Below are 17,820 nucleotides of genomic sequence, written 5' to 3'. Positions count from 1 at the left end.
ATCTTACCGGGACGCGCGTATAGTTGAGTTGAAATGGCTGATTACTATCCGCTGATCGCCCGCGCTATTGCCGCCCTGGACCCGAACGCTCCCGGCGAAAGCCGTCGCGCGCTCTATGAGCGGGCGCGCACGGCGTTGATCGCGCAGTTGCGCAGCGTGCAGCCGCCGCTCTCCGAATCCGAGATCACCCGCGAAAGGTTGTCGCTGGAGGAGGCCGTCCGCAAGGTCGAATCGGAAGCTGCCCAGCGTGCCCGCGAGGCCTCGCGCCCCGGTGGCGGCGCCCGCGGCGGCAGCAGCGGCGATGCCTTTCGCCGCGCCAGCACCCGAGCCGCCGAAGGCAGCCCGGCTGCGGGCGCGCCGGCCCCGCCGCGGACGCGTCCGGCTCCGCCGCCGCCGCGCGCCGACCGTCCCTCCTTCAACGTCGATGACCAAGGCGAGCCCCCGCGTCCGCCGCGCGCTCCCCGTTTCGACGCCCCGCGCCAACCGGGACCGTCCGCCCCGCCACCGATGCCGGAGCCGGCGGCCGGGCGCGATCGCGCCGGTGCGCGTCGCCCGCCCGATGCGGGACCTCCGCCGCCGCTGCCGCCGGCACCGGGCGTGCGCGGCTTCCGCGACATCACGGCCGACGCCAACGATCTCGGCGGCGCTGCCGCGCAGGCCAGCCGCGCCGCGCGCCGCACTTACGCCAACGTGCCCTCGCCCTCGCCGGAATTCGACCGGCTCGAGCCGAGCCTGGAAAACCGCGCCGGCGAGCAGGACGCGCCCTATTCCTACGACGAGTCGATCGAGGAGGCCGAGCGCTACGCGCCGCAGCCGCCGTCGCCGCGTCCGCGCATCGCGCCCGAGCGCGACGCCAAGAAGCGCGCCCGCACGCGCTCCACCTTCCCGTTCAAGAGCGCGATCGCCGTCGGCATCGTGCTGATCCTGGTCGGTGCCGGCATCCTCTGGGGCAAGCAACTGGCCCAGATCGCGACCAACCTGTTCAAGTCCTCGCCGACCCAGGTCGTGGAGGCGCCGAAGGATCCGTCCCAGCCGCAGAGCAAGCCGAAGATTCCCGATCGCGTCGGCCAGCCCTCGGCCAGCGACCAGCCGGTCGCGCCGGTGGCGCAGAAGGTCGTGCTCTATGACGAGGATCCGTCCGATCCGAAGGGCAAGCAATATGTCGGCTCGGTGGTGTGGCGGCTGGAGCCGATCAAGGCCTCGGGCAACCAGAAGGCCGACGTCGCCGTGCGCGCCGACATCGAGATCCCCGACCGCAAGTTCAAGATGACGATGTCGTTCCGCCGCAACACCGACTCGTCGCTGCCGGCGAGCCACACGGCGGAGCTGACCTTCATCCTGCCGCCGGATTTTCCGGGCGGCAGCGTCTCCAACGTGCCGGGCATCCTGATGAAGTCGAACGAGCAGGCGCGCGGCACGCCGCTGGCAGGCCTCGCGGTCAAGGTCACCGACGGCTTCTTCCTGGTCGGCCTGTCCAATGTCGACGCCGACCGCTCCCGCAACGTCCAGCTCCTGAAGGAGCGCTCGTGGTTCGACGTGCCGCTGGTCTATGCCAACCAGCGCCGCGCCATCATCGCCATCGAGAAGGGCGCCCCCGGCGAGCGCGCCTTCAACGACGCCTTTGCGCAGTGGGGCGACTGAGGCGCTGCTGTCATTCCGGGGCGTGTGAAGCACGAGCTCAGGTGCGCAATTGCGCACCTGAGAATCCATTGCGCAGCACGTGACGTTGAGAAATGGATTCCGGGCTCGGTGCTGCGCACCGCCCCGGAATGACATTCTGCATGAATTACTACTGCGCCGCCGCTTCCCGCTTGCGCGATGCTGATGCCGCGGCTTCGCGGTCCATCACGGCGCGGCACCCGGGGCTGACCTGGGCCTTGTTCCGCACCATGCAGGCCCTGACCCTGGGAATGTCGGGGATCTCACTTGAGCACAGCCGCATCGCATCGCCCGTGCACATCTGCTGCGCTTCGGACGAGAAGGCGAGGCCGGGTGAGGTCTGGAGTGCGATGGCGGTGGTTGCGACGGCCAACAGCGAAGCGGTGGTCTTGAGCGGCGAAGCGATGGTCTGATAGCGTGTCATGCAGGATGCGTCCCCGATTTCCGTGGGCTTGAGCCACTTGGTTTTTGGGGCGCCGCACGCGGCTTGATCTGCCGCATGTCACAGCCTTCACGTCGGGAACTCTGGTCCCGCATGTGGTCGCTCGATTTCTTGATGTTCGAATCGAAAAGTGCTGCGCCGCCCGAGCGAAGTATGCGCCATTGTCACGCGGCTGCAATGGCAGGTGCAAAGGAATTTGCAGCTGTTGCGTGGACGTCACGCACAATGCGTGTGCGTGCGATCAGATCATCCGATCGAAGGACGCGCTCGCTTGTTCCACATCGCTTGCGCCGAGCGCGGCGGCGTGTTCCTCGACGGCGGTGACGCCTTTGGCCGTCAGCTCGAACAGATCGCCGTCCTTCATCACGTAGCCGTCGGCGATGAGCTCGCCGATCTTGCCGTGGCGGTCGTCGGCGAAGGCAACGGACTGGCAGATGTCCCGCAGGATCGAGAGCTGTTCGTCGCGCAACATGGCTTCACTCTCCGTTTCGCTGGGGATGGTCGCAATCCTCACATGCCGTGGCTCTGAAACACCTTGCTGCAAGAACGCGACAGCTTGGCCCGGTTGGCTTGCAGGCAACTCTGCACGGCGCCGTCATTGCCGAGGTCCTTGCGACAGAAGCGCGAGGCGTCGCGCGAGCAGGCCTGCTGTTCCTGCGGCGAGCCCATGTGGCCTTGCGCAAGAGCGGGTACGTTCGACAGGCCACTCAGGGCTGCCAGCGTGATCGTCGCCAGGAGAAATTTGCGGGCCATCGGCGGCTCCAATCTGACAGGGATAATTCAGGTCCTGTCTGAACTCGTCGCCTTGCCACTTGTTCCTCCAAAGGCAGAGCTCGCCCCGCTATTCAAGGTTCCCGCGGCGCTGCTATAACACCGGCGAAACGTGAGGTGTTTGATGAAACGCTATCTGGTGTTTGCGCTGGTTGGCCCGTTCGTCGGCGGGTTCCTGCTGCTGCTGACGACGACCTATCAGTCCGGCTATTGGGCCCAGACCAGTCTCGGCGAAGTCGGCAAGCTGTTCGCGGTGTTCTTCAAGACCCTGCAATACAGCTATCTGTTCGGCTTCCTGCCTTCGCTGATGATCGGCGCAGTCGATGACATCCTGACCCATGTCAGGCGGATCGGCCCGGGCTTGCGGATGCTCCTGGTCGGCCTGTTCGCCTTCGTGCTGGCCTCGCTCACCTACAGCTCGCGCGGGCCGGATTCGGGCGCGGTGCAGTTCATCCTGTATGGCCTCGTCGGGTTCGTGCCGGCGGTGATTTCGTCCTGGCTCGTGCATAAATACATCAAGGAGCCGCACCCGGTGGCGGCGCCGACCTGAGCGCGCGACGTTCGGACGCGGCGCAGCAACCTCCGCCTCGTTCGCGCGTTCCCTGAAGGCCATGACCATGTCCGACGACGACATCCTTGCTCCACGCAGATCCCGTTCGGGGAGCGGCTCGCGCGCGACCTCTTCCGGCAGCGAGGCACGCCGGCCGATCATCGACCAGTACGGCCGGGAAATCCGCCCCGAGACGCTGGAGCAGGGGTTTCGCGAGTTCGGTTTCGAGCTTGGCAAGGACAATCCGTTCGCCGGGAGCCCGTTCGGCAATCTGACGCGCGAGCAGCGGATCGCGCGGATCGAGGCGATCGCAAAGCTGCTCGACGTCGCCTTCGTCCTGCCCGGCACCAACATCCGCTACGGCATCGACGGGCTGATAGGCCTGATCCCCGTCGTCGGCGACATCATCACCACGGCGATCTCGCTGTGGCTGGTGCGGGAGGCCCGCGCGCTGGGCGCGCCCTGGTACATCACCACCCGCATGCTCGGCAATGTCGCGCTCGACGGCGTGGTCGGCATGGTCCCGTTCGCGGGCGACGCTTTCGACGTGATGTTCCGCGCCAATATGCGCAACGTGCGCCTTTTGCGCCGCTGGCTCGACAAGCAGCCGCGAATCTAGCAGCGGCGGCTGAGAGCGCTCGCCGCGAGTTCATTGGTCGATAATGCGCTGGTTTCCCCCGCGCTCGCAATGACGGCAGAGAAAGCCGCAAAACGCAGAAAGCGCGACAGCCTTTCGGCCGTCGCGCTTTCTGCGCACATCGGAAGGCTCAGCGAAAACTTAGGCCGCGTCGGCGGCGTCGGTCTCGGCCGGCGCCGGCTTGGGTCGGCGGGGCAACGGGAAGGCTTCACTCTCATAGAGCGAGCGGATGCCGTTCTGGTCGAAACGCGCTTCCTCGACCTGGAGATAGGCGCCGTTCAGCGAATCCGTCGGCAATTGCTCCATCGCGAACTGCACGGCTTCGGCCGCGGTGCCGAACCGGCGATAGGTGAAGCCTGCGCGCTTCTTCTTGCGGATCGCGGCGGGGAAGAGTTCGGCGGAGGTGTTGAAGTTGAACGGACGCAGTGGACGCATGGTCAAAGACCTCGTGATCTTCTCTGGGGCTTTAAGCGCGTGGGGTTTGGGAGGGCAGGGGCCGCAATCGAGCGAGCCCGCCGCACATGCCATTTCGCCCTCTAATATAGGCCGATTTGACAAAAATGCGACCCCTGCGATGGGAGATGATGAATCCGCGCATGGCAGCCCCGCAGGCGAAATTATTCAAATAATTTCAATGCCTTATATGGCTTACAGTTTGCCAAGAAGCAGCAGGACGATCAGGACCGCCAGCACGACGCCGCCGATCCCCATGCCGGAATGGCCCATGCCATAGCCATAACCGCCGACGCGGCCGGACAGGCCGCCGAGCAGATAGATGATCACCAGGATGATCAGGACGGTCCCGAGTGACATGGCATCCTCCCTGGCGGCCGCCGAATGCGATGATCGGCCGCACCGCCAGACAAGAAAAGCACATCGCGCGGCCGGGTTCCATGAAGGAACCGGGCCGCGCGCAACCTTATTTCGGCTCCAGCTTCAGCGCGGCCGAGTTGATGCAGTAGCGCAGGCCGGTCGGCCCGGGGCCGTCGGGGAAGACGTGGCCGAGATGGCCGCTGCATTTGGAGCAGAGCACCTCGGTGCGGATCATGCCGTGGCTCACGTCCCGCTCCTCGTCGATGTGGCTCTCGACGGCGGGCTGGGTGAAGCTCGGCCAGCCGCAGCCGGAATCGAACTTGGCGTCGGACTCGAACAGCACATTGCCGCAGCCGGCGCACGTGTAGGTGCCGGCGCGGTGGTCGTGCTCATACTCGCCGGAGAAGGGACGCTCGGTCGCCTTCTCGCGCAGCACCGCGTACTGCATCGGCGACAATTCGCGCCGCCACTGCTCTTCGCTCTTGATGACCTTGTTATCAGTGGTTTTCGTCTTGGTGTCGGGCATGGGTCTCCCGTTTGTTTCGGTGATCTCGCGATCAGTTGGTGGCCTTGCTGGCGCTCACCAGCGTCGGCTTTTCAATGTAGTTATCCGCGAACAGCTTTTTCAGGTTCTCGACCTTGGGCAGGTCGTTATAGGCGATGTAGGGCTGGTTCGGGTGCAGCGTCAGATAGTCCTGGTGGTAGGCCTCCGCCGGGTAGAACGCCTCCAGCGCGCCGACCTTGGTCACGATCGGCTTGCTGAAGACCTTGGCGCCGTTGAGTTGGGCGATATAGGCCTCCGCCACCTTCTTCTGCTCGTCGGAGGTGGTGAAGACGGCCGAGCGATATTGCGTGCCGACGTCGGGGCCCTGGCGGTTGAGCTGGGTCGGGTCGTGCGCCACCGAGAAGTAGATCTGGAGGATTTTTCCGTAGGAGATCTTCTTCGGGTCGAACTTGATCTCGACCGCCTCGGCGTGGCCGGTCCGGCCGCTCGAGACCGTCTGGTAGTCGGCGGTCGCCTTGGTGCCGCCGGCATAGCCGGAGACCGCGTTGACGACGCCCGCGGTGTGCTGGAAGACGCCCTGGACCCCCCAGAAGCAGCCGCCGGCGATCACGGCGGTCTGCATCCCGCTCGCAGGGGCCGCATCCATGGCGGGGGCGGGGATCACGACCGCATCCTCCGCGGCCCGGGACGGCGCGGCAAAGGCCAGCGCAAAGGTTAGCGAAAGGGCGGTGGTTGCGGCGAGCAGGGAGGCGAGGGCAGGTCGGCGCATGGCGGATCCTCTTTCGGAAGGTCTGACAGTCTAGGGCGGTCGGGGCCGGACGAACAGTTGCCCGGCCCGCGTTTTCGCACCATCCGAGGTACGGACGCAGGCGCCGATTGTTACGGCGGGACGGACACGAGTCTGTGAAATGAGCCGCGCGGGATAGCCGGGCGACTGCGGCTTGGCGAGACCGGGAACTCCGCGCTAGATGAACCGGTGCGATCGATGATCGACTTAAGAAGAATCTGGCTGGAGCAGGCCTGACCCATGCTGCGCGTCGTTTCCCTGACCCTCGTCATCCTGACCGCCGGCCTGTTCAGCGCGGCGGCCGACCCGCAGGCCGACGATCTCACCCTCTGCCGCGACCGCCAGGCGGAGGCCCAGGCCCGCGCGAGCGCTTGCGACAATCTGCTGAAGGCCGACACGCTCAGCGGCAAGGACAAGGCCATCGCGCTCTCCGTGCGCGGCAACACGCTGATCAACAAGCGCGATTACGACCACGCGATCGAGACCCTGTCCATCGCGGTCGATCTCGATCCGGACTACGTCATTGCTCTCAACCTGCGCGGCCTCGCCTATGAGCGCAAGGGCCAGGATGACCTCGCCATGGCGGACTACAACCTCGCCCTTCAGAAGCGCCCGGCCTACGGCGTCCCCTACAACAATCGGGGCGTCATCTACGCGCGCCGCGGCGCGCTGCAAAGCGCGATCGACGATTTCAGCCTGTCGATCAAATACACGCCGAAATTCCTGCTCGGCTGGACCAATCGCGCCCGCGCGCGCACGCTGATGAAGGATTTCGACGGCGCGATCGCCGATTTCGCGGAGGCCGAGAAGATCGACCCGGCCGCGCCGCAGATCGCCAGCAACCGCTGCATCACTTACGGCATGATGGGCAAGTATGCGCAGGCCCTTGCCGACTGCAACGGCCTGATCGAGCGGCAGCCGAAAAACGTCTACGCGATCAACAACCGCGCCGATGTCAGCATGATGAAGGGCGACCTCGATGCCGCGCTGAAGGATTACAACACGGCGATCCAGATCAATCCGAACAACATCCGCGCGCATTCCGGCCGCGGACAGATCTACGAGCGGAAGAAGGATCTCGCGCAGGCGCGCGCCGATTACCGCGCGGCCGCCTATTCGCTGACCAAGTTCGACGAGCCCGACGTCGCCCGCGCCCGTGCCGTCGCGCAGGAGCGGCTCGCGGCGCTGACGCCGCAGGCGCCGGCCGGGGCAACCGGGCGCCGCGTGGCGCTGGTGATCGGCAACGGCGCCTACAAGAACGTTCATGCCTTGCCCAATCCGCCGCGCGATTCCAAACTGATCGCGAGCGTGCTGCGCGACGTTGGCTTCCAGACCGTGATTTCCGTCAGTGATCTCACCCGCGACAAGTTCTTTGACGCGTTGAAGGCCTTCGCGGAGGAAGCGGAGAAGGCCGACTGGGCCGTGGTCTATTACGCCGGCCACGGCTTCGAGATCGGCGGGGTGAACTATCTCGTTCCCGTCGATGCCAAGCTCGCCGCCGACAAGGACGCCGAGACCCAGGCGGTCGCTCTCGAGCAGGTGATCGCTGCGGTCGGTGCCGCGCGAAAAATGCGTCTCGTGGTTCTGGATGCCTGCCGCGACAATCCGTTCGCACCGACGATGCAGCGCACGCTGTCGCTGAAGCTGGTCGACAAGGGCTTCTCCAACATCGAGCCCGGCGCCGGCTTCATGGTGGTCTATGCCGCAAAGCACGGCGAGACCGCGATGGACGGCGACGGCAGTGCCAACAGCCCGTTCGCCACCGCGCTCGCCCGCGAGATCAAGCAGCCCCGCATCGAGATCCGGAAGCTGTTCGACATCATCCGCGACGACGTCTGGGCCGCCACCAGGCACGAGCAGCAGCCGTTCACCTACGGCTCGCCGCCGGGACGGGAGGATTTTTATTTCGTAGCGGGGAAGTAACTGAGCGTGAGGCGCGGCAACGCCACCTCATAACCGCTGTCGTCCCCGCGAACGCGGGGACCCATAACCCCAGGGAGGAGCGTGAGGCAAAACTCCCACTCCGAGTCTTCGTCAATCATCTTCCTGTGGGTATGGGTCCCGGATCGGCGCTCCGCTTCGCTGCGCTTGTCCGGGACGACAGCGGAGGTCGAGGCTCGGGCCTCGGCACCTAAACCACGATGCTCAACCTTTTCGCCGCCCGCGTGATGCCCGTGTACAGCCACCGCGCGCGGCTGTCCTGAAACGCAAAGCTCTCGTCGAACAGCACGACGTCGTCCCATTGCGAGCCCTGCGACTTATGCACGGTGAGCACGTAGCCGTAGTCGAACTCGTCATAGGGCTTGCGCTGCTCCCAGGCGATCTGCTCGACGCCGCCCTCGAAGCAATCGGCGCGCACCGAGACCTTGGTCACCTTGTGGCCGAAATCCTCGTCGGGCGACAGCCGCATCGAAAGGATGCGCGATTTCGAGCGCGAGGTGTTGCGCGACTTCACGCGCCACAGGCCACCGTTGAACAGGCCCTTCTTGCGGTTGTTGCGCAGGCACACCAGCTTGTCGCCGGCGACCGGAAAGACGTCCTCGATGTTCTGGCGCTGGCGCACCCGCATGTTGTAGGCGCGCCTTGTGTTGTTGCGGCCGACCAGGACCTGGTCGGCGCCCATGACCCTGTCAGGGTCGAGCTCCTTGCGCGAGACCACCTCGCTGTCGCCGTAACGGCCGATGTCGAGCTCGCGTCCCTCGCGGACGTCCATTGACATCCGCACGATCGGATCGTCCTGCGCCTGGCGGTGCACCTCAGTCAGCATCGCGTCCGGCTCGGTGTTGGTGAAGAAGCCGCCGCCCTGGATCGGCGGCAGCTGCGCGGGATCACCCAGCACCAGCAGCGGGCAGTCGAACGACATCAGGTCGCGCCCCAATTCGGCGTCGACCATAGAGCATTCGTCGATCACGATCAGCTTCGCCTTCGAGGCCGGAGCGTCGTCCCACAATTCGAAGCTCGGTTGCTCCTCGCCGGATTCGCGGGCGCGGTAGATCAGGGAGTGGATGGTGGAGGCGTCGTCGCACCCCTTGTTGCGCATGACGAGGGCGGCCTTGCCGGTGAAGGCGGCGAACTTCACTTCGCCGTCGACGCCGTCGGCGATGTGCCGTGCCAGCGTGGTCTTGCCGGTGCCGGCAAAGCCGAACAGGCGGAACACCGGCGGTGTGCCGTTACGGCCGGGCTTGGCCTTGAGCCAGTCGCCAACGGCCTTCAGAGCGGCATCCTGATGCGGGGTGAATGTCGGCATGTCTGTCTTGAGGGAGGGCGAAAAGGCGGCGATTCGCCTCGCTCCAAGTTAACCATTCGACCCCCGCTTTCAAGACGGCTGCAGCAGCGAAGATCGAGGCGTCTGCGGCCGTCCTCGCGCCCCTCAAATCGCTGCAGCAGATCCGCCCTTTTGAGGGCGGTCGTCGGCCTGCGGTGGACGCCTCATTGCTCGCGAACCCGCCTCATCACGTCGGGGATGAAGGTGAAGCAAACACCTTGCCCGGTTTGCGCAATTTCGTGCGGCAAACGACATGCAGGTTAATCGTTGCTTACGCGCGTTCGCGACGCCGGTTGATCTAGCGCAATGCAACATGGACAGCGCGAACCTATGGTCCGCAGCGGTGACAACGGCGTCGACCGAGATGTGCCCGATGGGGCGCATTCTCCTGGAAAATTCCTCAACACGGGTCTGCCCGTGAGGATTCGGATATGCCGAGACCTATGTCACGACGCTCACTGTTTTCTGCCGTTCTGCCTTTCGCATCCGGCCGCGACGCGCTTGCGCCGCGCGTGAACGAGTCGTGCCCCGAACAGGTGGCGACCGTCTCCAGCGCGAGCGCCTGCGTCGAAAGACACGGTGTGGTCTGCCGCCGCTGCGTCGAAGCCTGTGAGCATTCCGCCATCCGCATTCTCGCGCGCGAGAAGCTCGGCGCCGTCATCGATGCCGCGGCCTGCACCGGCTGCGGCGACTGTATCCCGGTCTGCCCGGTCGAAGCCATCGCGCTCGCGCCGCGCGACCGGATCGCGCTGGTATCCGAACTTGCAAACCTGGTCGTGCACAATGGCTGAATCCACCAACATCTGCGGCGTTGCCGTCTATCTCGCACCGGATGCCGCGGGCGGTCTGACGGACCGGATCCTGGCGCTGCCCGGCGTCGAGCTCGAGGCCGTATCCGGCGAGAACCGGCTTGCGCTGACCGTCGTCGATACGCCGGCCTCGCTGGCGATCGACCAGATCGCCGCGATGCATCGCCTGCCGGGCGTCGTGAGTGCCTCGCTGATCTTTCACGCCTTCGATGCGCCCGACGACGAGAGCGCGATCGAGACCGAGCCGGCCGCCTGCTGCGGCGGCCTCTGCCAGAATTCCGGCGCGCACGCGCGCCCTTCCGCAATTTGAGATTCGTTGAGCCGGAGAGACCGACGATGGTTACGAAGTTGACGAACGGAAATGAAGCCACGGCGACCCGCCGCGATGCGTTGAAGGCAGCCGCAGCGGTTTCTGCCGCCTCGACCATCGGTGTGACGCTGCCGGATGCGGCGATCGCGCAGCCGGGCAAGACCGACGGCATCCGCTGGGACAAGGGCGTGTGCCGCTTCTGCGGCACCGGCTGCGGCGTGATCGTCGGCACCAAGAACGGCAAGGTCGTGGCGACGCAAGGCGATCCCGATGCGCCGGTCAATCGCGGCCTCAACTGCATCAAGGGCTACTTCCTGTCCAAGATCATGTACGGCGAGGACCGGCTGACCCAGCCGATGCTGCGCATGAAGAACGGCAAGTTCGACAAGAACGGCGAGTTCACGCCGATCTCGTGGGACGACGCCTTCAAGCTCATGGCCGAGAAATGGAAGACCGCGTTGAAGGCCGGTGGCCCCTCGACCGTCGGCATGTTCGGCTCGGGCCAGTGGACCATCTGGGAAGGCTACGCCGCCGCAAAGCTCTACAAGGCCGGCTTCCGCTCCAACAACCTCGATCCGAACGCGCGCCATTGCATGGCCTCGGCCGTCACCGGCTTCATGCGCACCTTCGGCATCGACGAGCCGATGGGCTGCTACGACGACATCGAGCACGCCGATGCGTTCGTGCTGTGGGGCTCGAACATGGCGGAGATGCATCCGATCCTGTGGTCGCGCCTGACCGACCGCCGTCTGACGCACGAGGGCTGCGAGGTCCACGTGCTCTCCACCTTCGAGCACCGCTCGTTCGAGCTCGCCGACAATCCGCTGGTGTTCACCCCGCAGACCGACATGGCGATCCTCAACTACATCCAGAACTACATCGTCAACTCCGGTGCGACGAACAAGGACTTCGTCGAGAAGCACGTCGAGTTCGCATCGACCGTCACCGACATCGGCTACGGATTGCGGCCGACGCACGCGCTCGAGATCAAGGCGCTCAACGCCTCGCACAAGGCCGGCAAGGACGGCGCGCTCGATCCGGCCGGCTTCAAGGACAAGATCGGCTTCGACGAGTACAAGAGGCTGCTCGAGCCCTATACGCTCGACTACGCCCACAAGATGTCGGGCGTGCCGAAGGAGAATCTCGAACGGCTCGCAAAGCTCTATGCCGATCCCAAGAAGAAGGTCGTCTCCTACTGGACGATGGGCTTCAACCAGCATGCACGCGGCACGTGGGTCAATAACATGATCTACAACGTGCACCTCTTGATGGGTAAGATCTCGGAGCCCGGCAACGGCCCGTTCTCGCTGACCGGCCAGCCCTCGGCCTGCGGCACCGCGCGCGAGGTCGGCACCTTTGCCCATCGCCTGCCGGCCGATCTGGTCGTCACCAACCCGAAGCACCGCGAGACGGCCGAGAAGGTCTGGCAGCTGCCCGAGGGCACCATCCCGGGCAACATCGGCTACCATGCCGTGCTGCAGAACCGGATGCTGAAGGACGGCAAGCTCAACGCCTATTGGGTCCAGTGCAACAACAACATGCAGACGGCCCCGAACATGAACGAGGAGGGCTATCCCGGTTATCGCAATCCGGCCGCCTTCGTCGTCGTCTCCGATCCCTATCCGACCGTGACTACGCTGGCCGCGGACCTCATCCTGCCGACGGCGATGTGGATGGAGAAGGAGGGCGCCTATGGCAATGCCGAGCGGCGCACCCAGTTCTGGCGCCAGCAGGTGAAGGCGCCGGGCGAGGCGCGCTCCGATCTCTGGCAGGTGATGGAGTTCTCCAAGTACTTCAAGATCGAGGAAGTGTGGCCGGAGGAGCTGATCGCCAAGAAGCCGGAGGTGCGCGGCAAGACGCTGTTCGACGTGCTCTATGCCAATAGCGAGGTGAACAAGTTCCCGATCACCGAATGCCAGAAGGGCTTTGACAATTCGGAGAGCGCCGCATTCGGCTTCTACGTGCAGAAGGGCCTGTTCGAGGAGTACGCCAAGTTCGGCCGCGGTCACGGCCACGATCTGGCGGATTTCGAGCAGTATCACCAGGCGCGCGGCCTGCGCTGGCCGGTCGTCAGCAACAAGGAGACGCTCTGGCGCTTCCGCGAGGGCTACGATCCCTACGTCAAGCCGGGCGAGGGCGTGTCGTTCTACGGCAAGCCGGACAAGAAGGCGCGCATCATCTTCTGTCCGTTCGAGCCGGCGGCCGAAACGCCCGACAAGGAGTTCGATCTGTGGCTGTGCACCGGCCGCGTGCTGGAGCACTGGCATTCCGGCTCGATGACGCGCCGCGTCCCCGAGCTGCACCGTGCCGTGCCGGCCGCGACGCTGTTCATGCATCCGGACGACGCGGCCGAGCGCAAGCTGTTGCGCGGACAGCCGGTGAAGATCCAGACGCGGCGCGGCGAGGTGGTCACGCGGGTCGAGACCAAGGGCCGCAACAAGCCGCCGCGGGGCCTCGTCTACTTCCCGTTCTTCGACGAAAGCCAGCTCGCCAACCAGCTCACGCTCGATGCGACCTGTCCGATCTCGAAGGAGACCGACTTCAAGAAGTGCGCCTGCCGCGTGACGTCGGCCTAAACCCTCGATGGACGAGCCATGTCGGATTCCAGCTCAGGCATCCCGCGCGATCCGCGCCGCCGCAAGGCGCTGCAGGATATGACGCGTTTCGGCGGCGGCGCAGCCGTCGCCGCAACGATGCTGACGGCATTCGGCGTGTCCTCGCGGGCCAAGCCCGCGCAGACGCTGCGGCCGCCGGGTGCGCTGCCCGAGAAGGATTTTCTGGCGGCCTGCGTCCGTTGCGGCCTGTGCGTTCGCGACTGTCCTTACGACACCCTGAAGCTCGCGGATTGGGCCGACGGGCCCGCGATGGGAACGCCGTTCTACGTCGCCCGCAACGTGCCTTGCGAGATGTGCGACACCATTCCCTGCGTCAAGGCCTGCCCGACCGGCGCGCTCGAGCATGCGCTGACCGACATCGCGAAGGCCAAGATGGGCGTCGCGGTGATCACCAGCCGCGAGACCTGCCTCAATCTGCAGGGCTTGCGCTGCGACGTCTGCTATCGGGTCTGTCCGGCCATCGACAAGGCGATCACGCTCGAGGTCTCGCACAACGCGCGCACGACCAAGCACGCGATCTTCGAGCCGGTCGTTCACGCCGAGTACTGCACCGGCTGCGGCAAGTGCGAGAAGTCCTGCGTGCTGACCGATGCCGCCATCAAGGTGCTTCCGATCGAGGTCGCCGCGCTGAGGCAAGATGCGCACTACAAGCGCGGCTGGGAAGAGAAGTCCAAGGCCGGCGGAGCCCTGGTCGATGCGCCGCTCAAGCTGCCGGTGCGCAGACCCGAGGGAGGCACGCCATGACGGCGAATGCCAGGCCTTATGTCGAAGCGCGCGCGGTCAAGGGACTTTGGGTCGCCTCGCGGTTTCTGGTGCTGCGGCGGGCGAGCCAGCTGTTCTTCCTCGCGCTGTTCCTGTCGGGGCCGCTTCTGGGCGTCTGGATCGCCAAGGGCACGCTGGCCTCGTCGATGACGCTCGGCACGCTGCCCCTTACCGATCCCTTCGTCTTCTTGCAATCGCTCGCGGCGCGCCATTGGCCCGAAGGCCTCTCGGTGATCGGCGCCGCCATCGTGCTCGCCGCCTATCTGCTGTTCGGCGGCCGGACCTATTGCTCCTGGGTCTGCCCGGTCAATCCGGCGACCGATCTTGCGGCCTGGCTGCGGCGGCGGCTGGGCATCACCTTCACGGCCAAGATCCGCCCGGAGCTCAGGCTCTATTTCGTCGGCGCGGTCTTCGCGGCCTCCGCACTATCAGGGTCGATCGCCTGGGAGCTGATCAACCCGGTGACGGCGCTGCATCGCGCGCTGGTGTTCGGTCTCTGGTTCGGCGCCGGCGGCACGGCGGCGATCTTCGTGTTCGATCTCCTCGTCGCCAGGCACGGTTGGTGCGGCCATCTTTGTCCCGTCGGGGCGTTCTACGGTCAGATCGGCAAGGTCGCGCTGCTGCGCGTCACCGCCGACAACCGTGCCGCCTGCAACGACTGCATGGATTGCTTCGCCGTCTGTCCGGAGCCGCATGTCATCGGCCCCGCGCTCAGGGGCGAGCGCAGCGGCGCCACGCCGGTCATCATCGCGGGCGATTGCACGCTCTGCGGAGCCTGCATCGACGTCTGCTCCAAGCAGGTCTTTCATCTCGGTCTGCGCGGCCGCAATGCGGCGCGTCCGGACCCCTCCATGACCGCGCCATCGCCAGCGGCGCGCGTCGTCTCTTCCCAGCCGGCCGTCCTTGAAAGGGACCTCCCATGACGTTTGTTCGACTGATTCCGTTGATCGCGGCGGCGGCCGTCGCCGTCGCAGTTGCAATTCCGTTCGCGGTGTCGGGCCCGCTTGCGCAGGAGGCCAAGCAGCCCAAGGCGCTGCGCGAGGCCCCGCTGACCGAGATGTCGGCGCCGCCCGACGTGACCAAGCAGTCCGTGCCGGCGAGCGGTTTCGAGCGCGCCTATCGCCAGCAGCCGCCGCTGATCCCCCACAAGATCGACGGCTACCAGATCACGACGGAGAACAACGCGTGCATGGGCTGCCACGACTGGCCCGGCAATACCCGCGTCAACGCGCCGAAGATATCGGAGACGCATTACGTCGACCGCCAGGGCGTGCGGCTCGATAAGGTCGCCGGCACGCGTTACTTCTGCCAGCAATGCCACGTGCCGCAGGCCGACGCGAAGCCGCTGGTCGGCAACATCTTCCAGAACGCGACGCAGGCGAAGTGAGGCTGACATGCAGGACACCAGCACTTCTGCCGCCGTCGCAGCAGCGCAGCCGGGTCGCCTGAAACGGCTGTGGCGATGGTTCTTCTCGCCGACCGCGCGCTACGCCTGGGGACTGATCGCCATCGTCGCATTCGCCGGCGGCGTCCTGTTCTGGGGCGGCTTCAACTGGGCGATGGAGATGACGAACAACGAGCAGTTCTGCATCTCCTGTCACGAGATGAAGGAAAACGTCTATCTCGAATACCGCAACACGGTTCACTATTCGAACCGCACCGGCGTGCGCGCCAGCTGTCCGGATTGCCACGTGCCGAAGGAATGGAGCCACAAGGTCGTCCGCAAGATCCAGGCCTCGAACGAGGTGCTGCACAAGATCCTCGGCACCATCGGCACGCCCGAGAAGTTCAACGCCCACCGCATCGACCTTGCCAAGAGCGTGTGGCGCGGCATGAAGACGACGGATTCGCGTGAGTGCCGCAACTGCCACAAGTTCGACCACATGGAGTATGCGGTGCAGGAGCCGCGCGCCTCCAAGCTGCACCAGACCGCGTTCGCGCAGGGCAAGACCTGCATCGATTGCCACCAGGGCATCGCGCACAAGCTGCCGCCCAAGGCGCAGGAGGGATATCGCGATATGCTCGAGCATATCGACGAGGTCGGCCCCGTGCAGCGCATGATCGACTTCCTGCAGGATGCCGACGTCGCCAAGGCGAAGGCGGCGAGGTGATGGACATGCTTCAGCAATCCCGCGATACGGCGGATAGCGCGCCCCGGCCTTCCGCCGCCGTCAGCGTTGCCCTGGTCTATGATTCGGGCCCGGCCGTGAACCGGTGGTTCGCCGGTCTCGTCACCGAGCTTCGCGGCTCGGGCAAGAGCCTGGCCGGCCTGATCCAGGAGGACGTGCCGCAGCCGGGTCGCACACGTTGCGACATGGTTCTGCACGAGCTCGCCACCGGTCGGTCGATGTCGATATCCGAGGATCTCGGCGCGGGTGCGACCTCCTGCCGTCTGTCCACGCCGCGCCTGCTCGAAGCGGCGCAACTGGTCGAAGCCCAGCTCGCCGACGCCGAGATCGTGTTTCTCAACAAGTTCGGCAAGGCCGAGGCGGAGGGCGGAGGGTTGCGCGACCTGATTGCCCATTGCATCGAGTCCGGCAAGAGCCTCGTGATCGGCGTTCCCAGCGGCAATCAGCAAGCCTGGACCGATTTCTCCGGCGAGTATTTCAGGACGGTCGCGGCAACGCCGGAGCCGCGCCAGGAGGCGATCGCGGCTCTTGCAGCTCTGCTCGGTCAGCCTCCGGCTGGCAGCGAGCACCTGCACGTGGTCTGAGGCCGCATCCCGGCTCGTCCCGCCGGACGGGCGGGCGCCATTGCTCCCGCTGGTTCAAGCGGGGGCAGAAGCGCTATTGCCAGCCGGGAACGCCGCGCATGTCGGGCAGCTTGTGGGCAATGCCCTTGTGGCAATCGATGCAGGTCTTCTCGCCGCTGAACAGGTAGCGTTGATGGGCAACCGAGGCCCGCGGCGACTGCTTCGTGATGTCCATGGAATCCGCGCTGTGGCAGTTGCGGCATTCCAGTGAATCGTTGGCCTTGAAGCGCGCCCATTCATGCGCGGCCAGCTCGAGCCGGTGATCCACGAATTTCTCGCGGGTGTCGATCGTGCCGAAGATCTTGCCCCAGACTTCCTTGGAAGCCTGCATCTTGCGCGCGATCTTGTCGGTCCAGTTGTGCGGCACGTGGCAGTCCGGACAGGTGGCGCGGACACCGGAGCGGTTGGAGAAGTGGATGGTGGACTTCAGCTCCGCATAGACGTTGTCCTTCATTTCGTGACAGCCGGTGCAGAACTTTTCGGTGTTGGTCAGTTCCAGCGCGGTGTTGAAGCCGCCCCAGAAGATGACACCCGCCACGAAGCCTGCGAGCACCAGCGTGCCGAGCGCGAACACAGAGCTCGGGCGCCTCAGCACGCCCCAGAGCTCGAGCACAAAGCTCCAGGTTCGCGCGATGAAGCCGCGCCTGGGCTTGGACTCCTCCGTGGTCGCGCTCATCGGCGGCCACCGGGGCTTGCGCGCGAGAGCAGCGTGTCGATGTCGACGAAGTCGTTGCTCACGGGCGGATTGGCGGTGTTCTGCGGCACGTGACACTCCGTGCAGAAGAAGCGCCGCGGCGAGATCGAGGCCAGGAACTGGCCGTCGCGGTCCATGAAGTGGGTGATCGAGACCATCGGCGCCTGCGACTCCGCCGTGCGCGCGCGGGCATGGCAGGACAGGCACTTGTTGCCGTTGAGGTCGATCTGGTAGCCGTCGATCGTATGCGGGATCACCGGCGGCTGCTCCGGATAGTTGCGCACCTCCTTCTCGGAGGTGTTGCGGTTCGGCAGCATCGTCGGCGCCGGCCCTTCGTCGTTAAGCGGGGTCGGACCGCGCAGGCCCGAATTGAGCGTCTGCGCGGTCAGCGCGCTCGCACCCGCGGCAATCGCGAGCGCCAGCACGGCAATGCCAAGTCGCTTCATCAT

General features: G+C 65.6%; 22 protein-coding genes. 12 read left to right on the top strand and 10 right to left on the bottom strand.

Going from position 1 to position 17,820, the window contains the following annotated elements; translation table 11 throughout:
* Positions 1 to 33 precede the first annotated feature (33 nt).
* Entirely contained in the window at positions 34 to 1,641 is a 1,608-nt protein-coding gene (locus tag AABA86_RS01550; RefSeq protein ID WP_212248789.1) for a hypothetical protein, read from the top strand.
* Between the two features lie 148 nt (positions 1,642 to 1,789).
* On the opposite strand, the gene AABA86_RS01545 is transcribed toward AABA86_RS01550, so the two are convergent.
* From AABA86_RS01545 to AABA86_RS01535, 3 genes are all read right to left on the bottom strand, one after another.
* Positions 1,790 to 2,083, bottom strand: a complete 294-nt coding sequence (locus AABA86_RS01545) for a hypothetical protein (protein ID WP_338305516.1) — start codon at positions 2,081 to 2,083, stop codon at positions 1,790 to 1,792.
* 259 nt (positions 2,084 to 2,342) lie between these two features.
* The gene (locus AABA86_RS01540) at positions 2,343 to 2,573 is read right to left on the bottom strand and encodes a hypothetical protein (protein ID WP_212248791.1); all 231 of its coding nucleotides are present in this window, start codon (positions 2,571 to 2,573) and stop codon (positions 2,343 to 2,345) included.
* 38 nt (positions 2,574 to 2,611) lie between these two features.
* Positions 2,612 to 2,854, bottom strand: coding sequence for a cysteine rich repeat-containing protein (locus tag AABA86_RS01535; RefSeq protein WP_338305515.1), 243 nt, complete (start codon positions 2,852 to 2,854; stop codon positions 2,612 to 2,614).
* 142 nt (positions 2,855 to 2,996) lie between these two features.
* Between AABA86_RS01535 and AABA86_RS01530 the strand changes: the two genes are divergently transcribed.
* Positions 2,997 to 3,422 carry a DUF5413 family protein gene (locus tag AABA86_RS01530; RefSeq protein ID WP_028140238.1) on the top strand — a complete coding sequence of 142 codons (426 nt, stop codon included), beginning with the start codon at positions 2,997 to 2,999 and terminating at the stop codon, positions 3,420 to 3,422.
* A gap of 61 nt (positions 3,423 to 3,483) precedes the next feature.
* A complete protein-coding gene (locus tag AABA86_RS01525; protein WP_338305514.1) occupies positions 3,484 to 4,041 on the top strand; it encodes a DUF4112 domain-containing protein in 558 nt (185 codons plus the stop codon).
* A gap of 159 nt (positions 4,042 to 4,200) precedes the next feature.
* Here the strand turns inward: AABA86_RS01525 and AABA86_RS01520 are convergent, their stop codons facing one another.
* The 4 genes from AABA86_RS01520 to msrA all read right to left on the bottom strand — a co-directional run bounded on the left by AABA86_RS01520 (position 4,201) and on the right by msrA (position 6,146).
* Positions 4,201 to 4,494, bottom strand: a complete 294-nt coding sequence (locus AABA86_RS01520) for a hypothetical protein (RefSeq protein WP_018318374.1) — start codon at positions 4,492 to 4,494, stop codon at positions 4,201 to 4,203.
* A 213-nt stretch (positions 4,495 to 4,707) separates the two neighbouring features.
* Positions 4,708 to 4,872 (bottom strand): DUF3309 family protein, encoded by a 165-nt coding sequence (locus AABA86_RS01515; RefSeq protein WP_212248794.1) that lies wholly within the window; start codon positions 4,870 to 4,872, stop codon positions 4,708 to 4,710.
* A gap of 106 nt (positions 4,873 to 4,978) precedes the next feature.
* Entirely contained in the window at positions 4,979 to 5,398 is a 420-nt protein-coding gene (gene msrB, locus AABA86_RS01510; RefSeq protein ID WP_338305513.1) for a peptide-methionine (R)-S-oxide reductase MsrB, read from the bottom strand.
* A gap of 31 nt (positions 5,399 to 5,429) precedes the next feature.
* Entirely contained in the window at positions 5,430 to 6,146 is a 717-nt protein-coding gene (msrA, locus tag AABA86_RS01505) for a peptide-methionine (S)-S-oxide reductase MsrA (protein ID WP_212248796.1), read from the bottom strand.
* Positions 6,147 to 6,404: 258 nt separating this feature from the next.
* On the opposite strand from msrA, the gene AABA86_RS01500 reads away from it, so the two are divergent.
* Positions 6,405 to 8,087 (top strand): caspase family protein, encoded by a 1,683-nt coding sequence (locus AABA86_RS01500; protein ID WP_338305512.1) that lies wholly within the window; start codon positions 6,405 to 6,407, stop codon positions 8,085 to 8,087.
* Between the two features lie 208 nt (positions 8,088 to 8,295).
* Here the strand turns inward: AABA86_RS01500 and AABA86_RS01495 are convergent, their stop codons facing one another.
* Complete coding sequence (locus AABA86_RS01495) at positions 8,296 to 9,411, bottom strand: ATP-dependent DNA helicase (RefSeq protein WP_212248798.1); 1,116 nt, start codon at positions 9,409 to 9,411, stop codon at positions 8,296 to 8,298.
* A gap of 461 nt (positions 9,412 to 9,872) precedes the next feature.
* On the opposite strand from AABA86_RS01495, the gene AABA86_RS01490 reads away from it, so the two are divergent.
* From AABA86_RS01490 to AABA86_RS01455, 8 genes are read left to right on the top strand one after another with little or no spacing between them, the layout of a single operon-like run.
* A complete protein-coding gene (locus AABA86_RS01490; RefSeq protein WP_049801839.1) occupies positions 9,873 to 10,220 on the top strand; it encodes a 4Fe-4S dicluster domain-containing protein in 348 nt (115 codons plus the stop codon).
* Positions 10,213 to 10,548, top strand: a complete 336-nt coding sequence (locus tag AABA86_RS01485; protein ID WP_338305511.1) for a chaperone NapD — start codon at positions 10,213 to 10,215, stop codon at positions 10,546 to 10,548. The genes AABA86_RS01490 and AABA86_RS01485 overlap by 8 nt, the downstream gene beginning before the upstream one ends.
* A gap of 26 nt (positions 10,549 to 10,574) precedes the next feature.
* Positions 10,575 to 13,124 carry a nitrate reductase catalytic subunit NapA gene (napA, locus tag AABA86_RS01480; protein ID WP_338305510.1) on the top strand — a complete coding sequence of 850 codons (2,550 nt, stop codon included), beginning with the start codon at positions 10,575 to 10,577 and terminating at the stop codon, positions 13,122 to 13,124.
* An 18-nt stretch (positions 13,125 to 13,142) separates the two neighbouring features.
* Positions 13,143 to 13,907 carry a ferredoxin-type protein NapG gene (gene napG / locus AABA86_RS01475; RefSeq protein ID WP_338305509.1) on the top strand — a complete coding sequence of 255 codons (765 nt, stop codon included), beginning with the start codon at positions 13,143 to 13,145 and terminating at the stop codon, positions 13,905 to 13,907.
* The gene (gene napH, locus AABA86_RS01470; RefSeq protein ID WP_338305508.1) at positions 13,904 to 14,848 is read left to right on the top strand and encodes a quinol dehydrogenase ferredoxin subunit NapH; all 945 of its coding nucleotides are present in this window, start codon (positions 13,904 to 13,906) and stop codon (positions 14,846 to 14,848) included. The genes napG and napH overlap by 4 nt, the downstream gene beginning before the upstream one ends.
* On the top strand, positions 14,845 to 15,312 hold the full coding sequence (locus AABA86_RS01465; protein WP_038970850.1) for a nitrate reductase cytochrome c-type subunit: 468 nt from the start codon (positions 14,845 to 14,847) through the stop codon (positions 15,310 to 15,312). Before napH ends, AABA86_RS01465 begins: the two co-directional genes overlap by 4 nt.
* A gap of 7 nt (positions 15,313 to 15,319) precedes the next feature.
* Entirely contained in the window at positions 15,320 to 16,036 is a 717-nt protein-coding gene (locus tag AABA86_RS01460; protein ID WP_063615300.1) for a NapC/NirT family cytochrome c, read from the top strand.
* Positions 16,037 to 16,041: 5 nt separating this feature from the next.
* Positions 16,042 to 16,638 (top strand): DUF2478 domain-containing protein, encoded by a 597-nt coding sequence (locus tag AABA86_RS01455; RefSeq protein WP_212248804.1) that lies wholly within the window; start codon positions 16,042 to 16,044, stop codon positions 16,636 to 16,638.
* 73 nt (positions 16,639 to 16,711) lie between these two features.
* Here the strand turns inward: AABA86_RS01455 and AABA86_RS01450 are convergent, their stop codons facing one another.
* Together AABA86_RS01450 and AABA86_RS01445 are read right to left on the bottom strand one after the other, a co-directional pair.
* Positions 16,712 to 17,353, bottom strand: coding sequence for a NapC/NirT family cytochrome c (locus AABA86_RS01450; RefSeq protein WP_212248805.1), 642 nt, complete (start codon positions 17,351 to 17,353; stop codon positions 16,712 to 16,714).
* Positions 17,350 to 17,820 (bottom strand): nitrate reductase cytochrome c-type subunit, encoded by a 471-nt coding sequence (locus AABA86_RS01445; RefSeq protein ID WP_338305507.1) that lies wholly within the window; start codon positions 17,818 to 17,820, stop codon positions 17,350 to 17,352. Before AABA86_RS01445 ends, AABA86_RS01450 begins: the two co-directional genes overlap by 4 nt.

It is taken from the genome of Bradyrhizobium sp. TM233 (assembly GCF_036247965.1).
Taxonomy (GTDB): domain Bacteria; phylum Pseudomonadota; class Alphaproteobacteria; order Rhizobiales; family Xanthobacteraceae; genus Bradyrhizobium; species Bradyrhizobium ottawaense.
Note: the sequence above shows the minus strand (reverse complement) of the source record. Positions and strands in the feature narration are given on the sequence as shown.

Bases quoted from the DNA above. Each gene is read 5' to 3' on its own strand.
- AABA86_RS01445 (WP_338305507.1), bottom strand. From the start codon at position 17,820: ATGATGAAGCGACTTGGCATTGCCGTGCTGGCGCTCGCGATTGCCGCG.
- AABA86_RS01515 (WP_212248794.1), bottom strand. From the start codon at position 4,872: ATGTCACTCGGGACCGTCCTGATCATCCTGGTGATCATCTATCTGCTC.
- AABA86_RS01455 (WP_212248804.1), top strand. From the start codon at position 16,042: ATGCTTCAGCAATCCCGCGATACGGCGGATAGCGCGCCCCGGCCTTCC.
- AABA86_RS01525 (WP_338305514.1), top strand. From the start codon at position 3,484: ATGACCATGTCCGACGACGACATCCTTGCTCCACGCAGATCCCGTTCG.
- AABA86_RS01540 (WP_212248791.1), bottom strand. From the start codon at position 2,573: ATGTTGCGCGACGAACAGCTCTCGATCCTGCGGGACATCTGCCAGTCC.
- AABA86_RS01535 (WP_338305515.1), bottom strand. From the start codon at position 2,854: ATGGCCCGCAAATTTCTCCTGGCGACGATCACGCTGGCAGCCCTGAGT.
- napH (WP_338305508.1), top strand. From the start codon at position 13,904: ATGACGGCGAATGCCAGGCCTTATGTCGAAGCGCGCGCGGTCAAGGGA.
- AABA86_RS01490 (WP_049801839.1), top strand. From the start codon at position 9,873: ATGTCACGACGCTCACTGTTTTCTGCCGTTCTGCCTTTCGCATCCGGC.
- AABA86_RS01520 (WP_018318374.1), bottom strand. From the start codon at position 4,494: ATGCGTCCACTGCGTCCGTTCAACTTCAACACCTCCGCCGAACTCTTC.
- AABA86_RS01460 (WP_063615300.1), top strand. From the start codon at position 15,320: ATGCAGGACACCAGCACTTCTGCCGCCGTCGCAGCAGCGCAGCCGGGT.
- msrA (WP_212248796.1), bottom strand. From the start codon at position 6,146: ATGCGCCGACCTGCCCTCGCCTCCCTGCTCGCCGCAACCACCGCCCTT.
- AABA86_RS01465 (WP_038970850.1), top strand. From the start codon at position 14,845: ATGACGTTTGTTCGACTGATTCCGTTGATCGCGGCGGCGGCCGTCGCC.
- napG (WP_338305509.1), top strand. From the start codon at position 13,143: ATGTCGGATTCCAGCTCAGGCATCCCGCGCGATCCGCGCCGCCGCAAG.
- AABA86_RS01485 (WP_338305511.1), top strand. From the start codon at position 10,213: ATGGCTGAATCCACCAACATCTGCGGCGTTGCCGTCTATCTCGCACCG.
- AABA86_RS01500 (WP_338305512.1), top strand. From the start codon at position 6,405: ATGCTGCGCGTCGTTTCCCTGACCCTCGTCATCCTGACCGCCGGCCTG.
- AABA86_RS01530 (WP_028140238.1), top strand. From the start codon at position 2,997: ATGAAACGCTATCTGGTGTTTGCGCTGGTTGGCCCGTTCGTCGGCGGG.
- AABA86_RS01495 (WP_212248798.1), bottom strand. From the start codon at position 9,411: ATGCCGACATTCACCCCGCATCAGGATGCCGCTCTGAAGGCCGTTGGC.
- napA (WP_338305510.1), top strand. From the start codon at position 10,575: ATGGTTACGAAGTTGACGAACGGAAATGAAGCCACGGCGACCCGCCGC.
- msrB (WP_338305513.1), bottom strand. From the start codon at position 5,398: ATGCCCGACACCAAGACGAAAACCACTGATAACAAGGTCATCAAGAGC.
- AABA86_RS01545 (WP_338305516.1), bottom strand. From the start codon at position 2,083: ATGACACGCTATCAGACCATCGCTTCGCCGCTCAAGACCACCGCTTCG.
- AABA86_RS01550 (WP_212248789.1), top strand. From the start codon at position 34: ATGGCTGATTACTATCCGCTGATCGCCCGCGCTATTGCCGCCCTGGAC.
- AABA86_RS01450 (WP_212248805.1), bottom strand. From the start codon at position 17,353: ATGAGCGCGACCACGGAGGAGTCCAAGCCCAGGCGCGGCTTCATCGCG.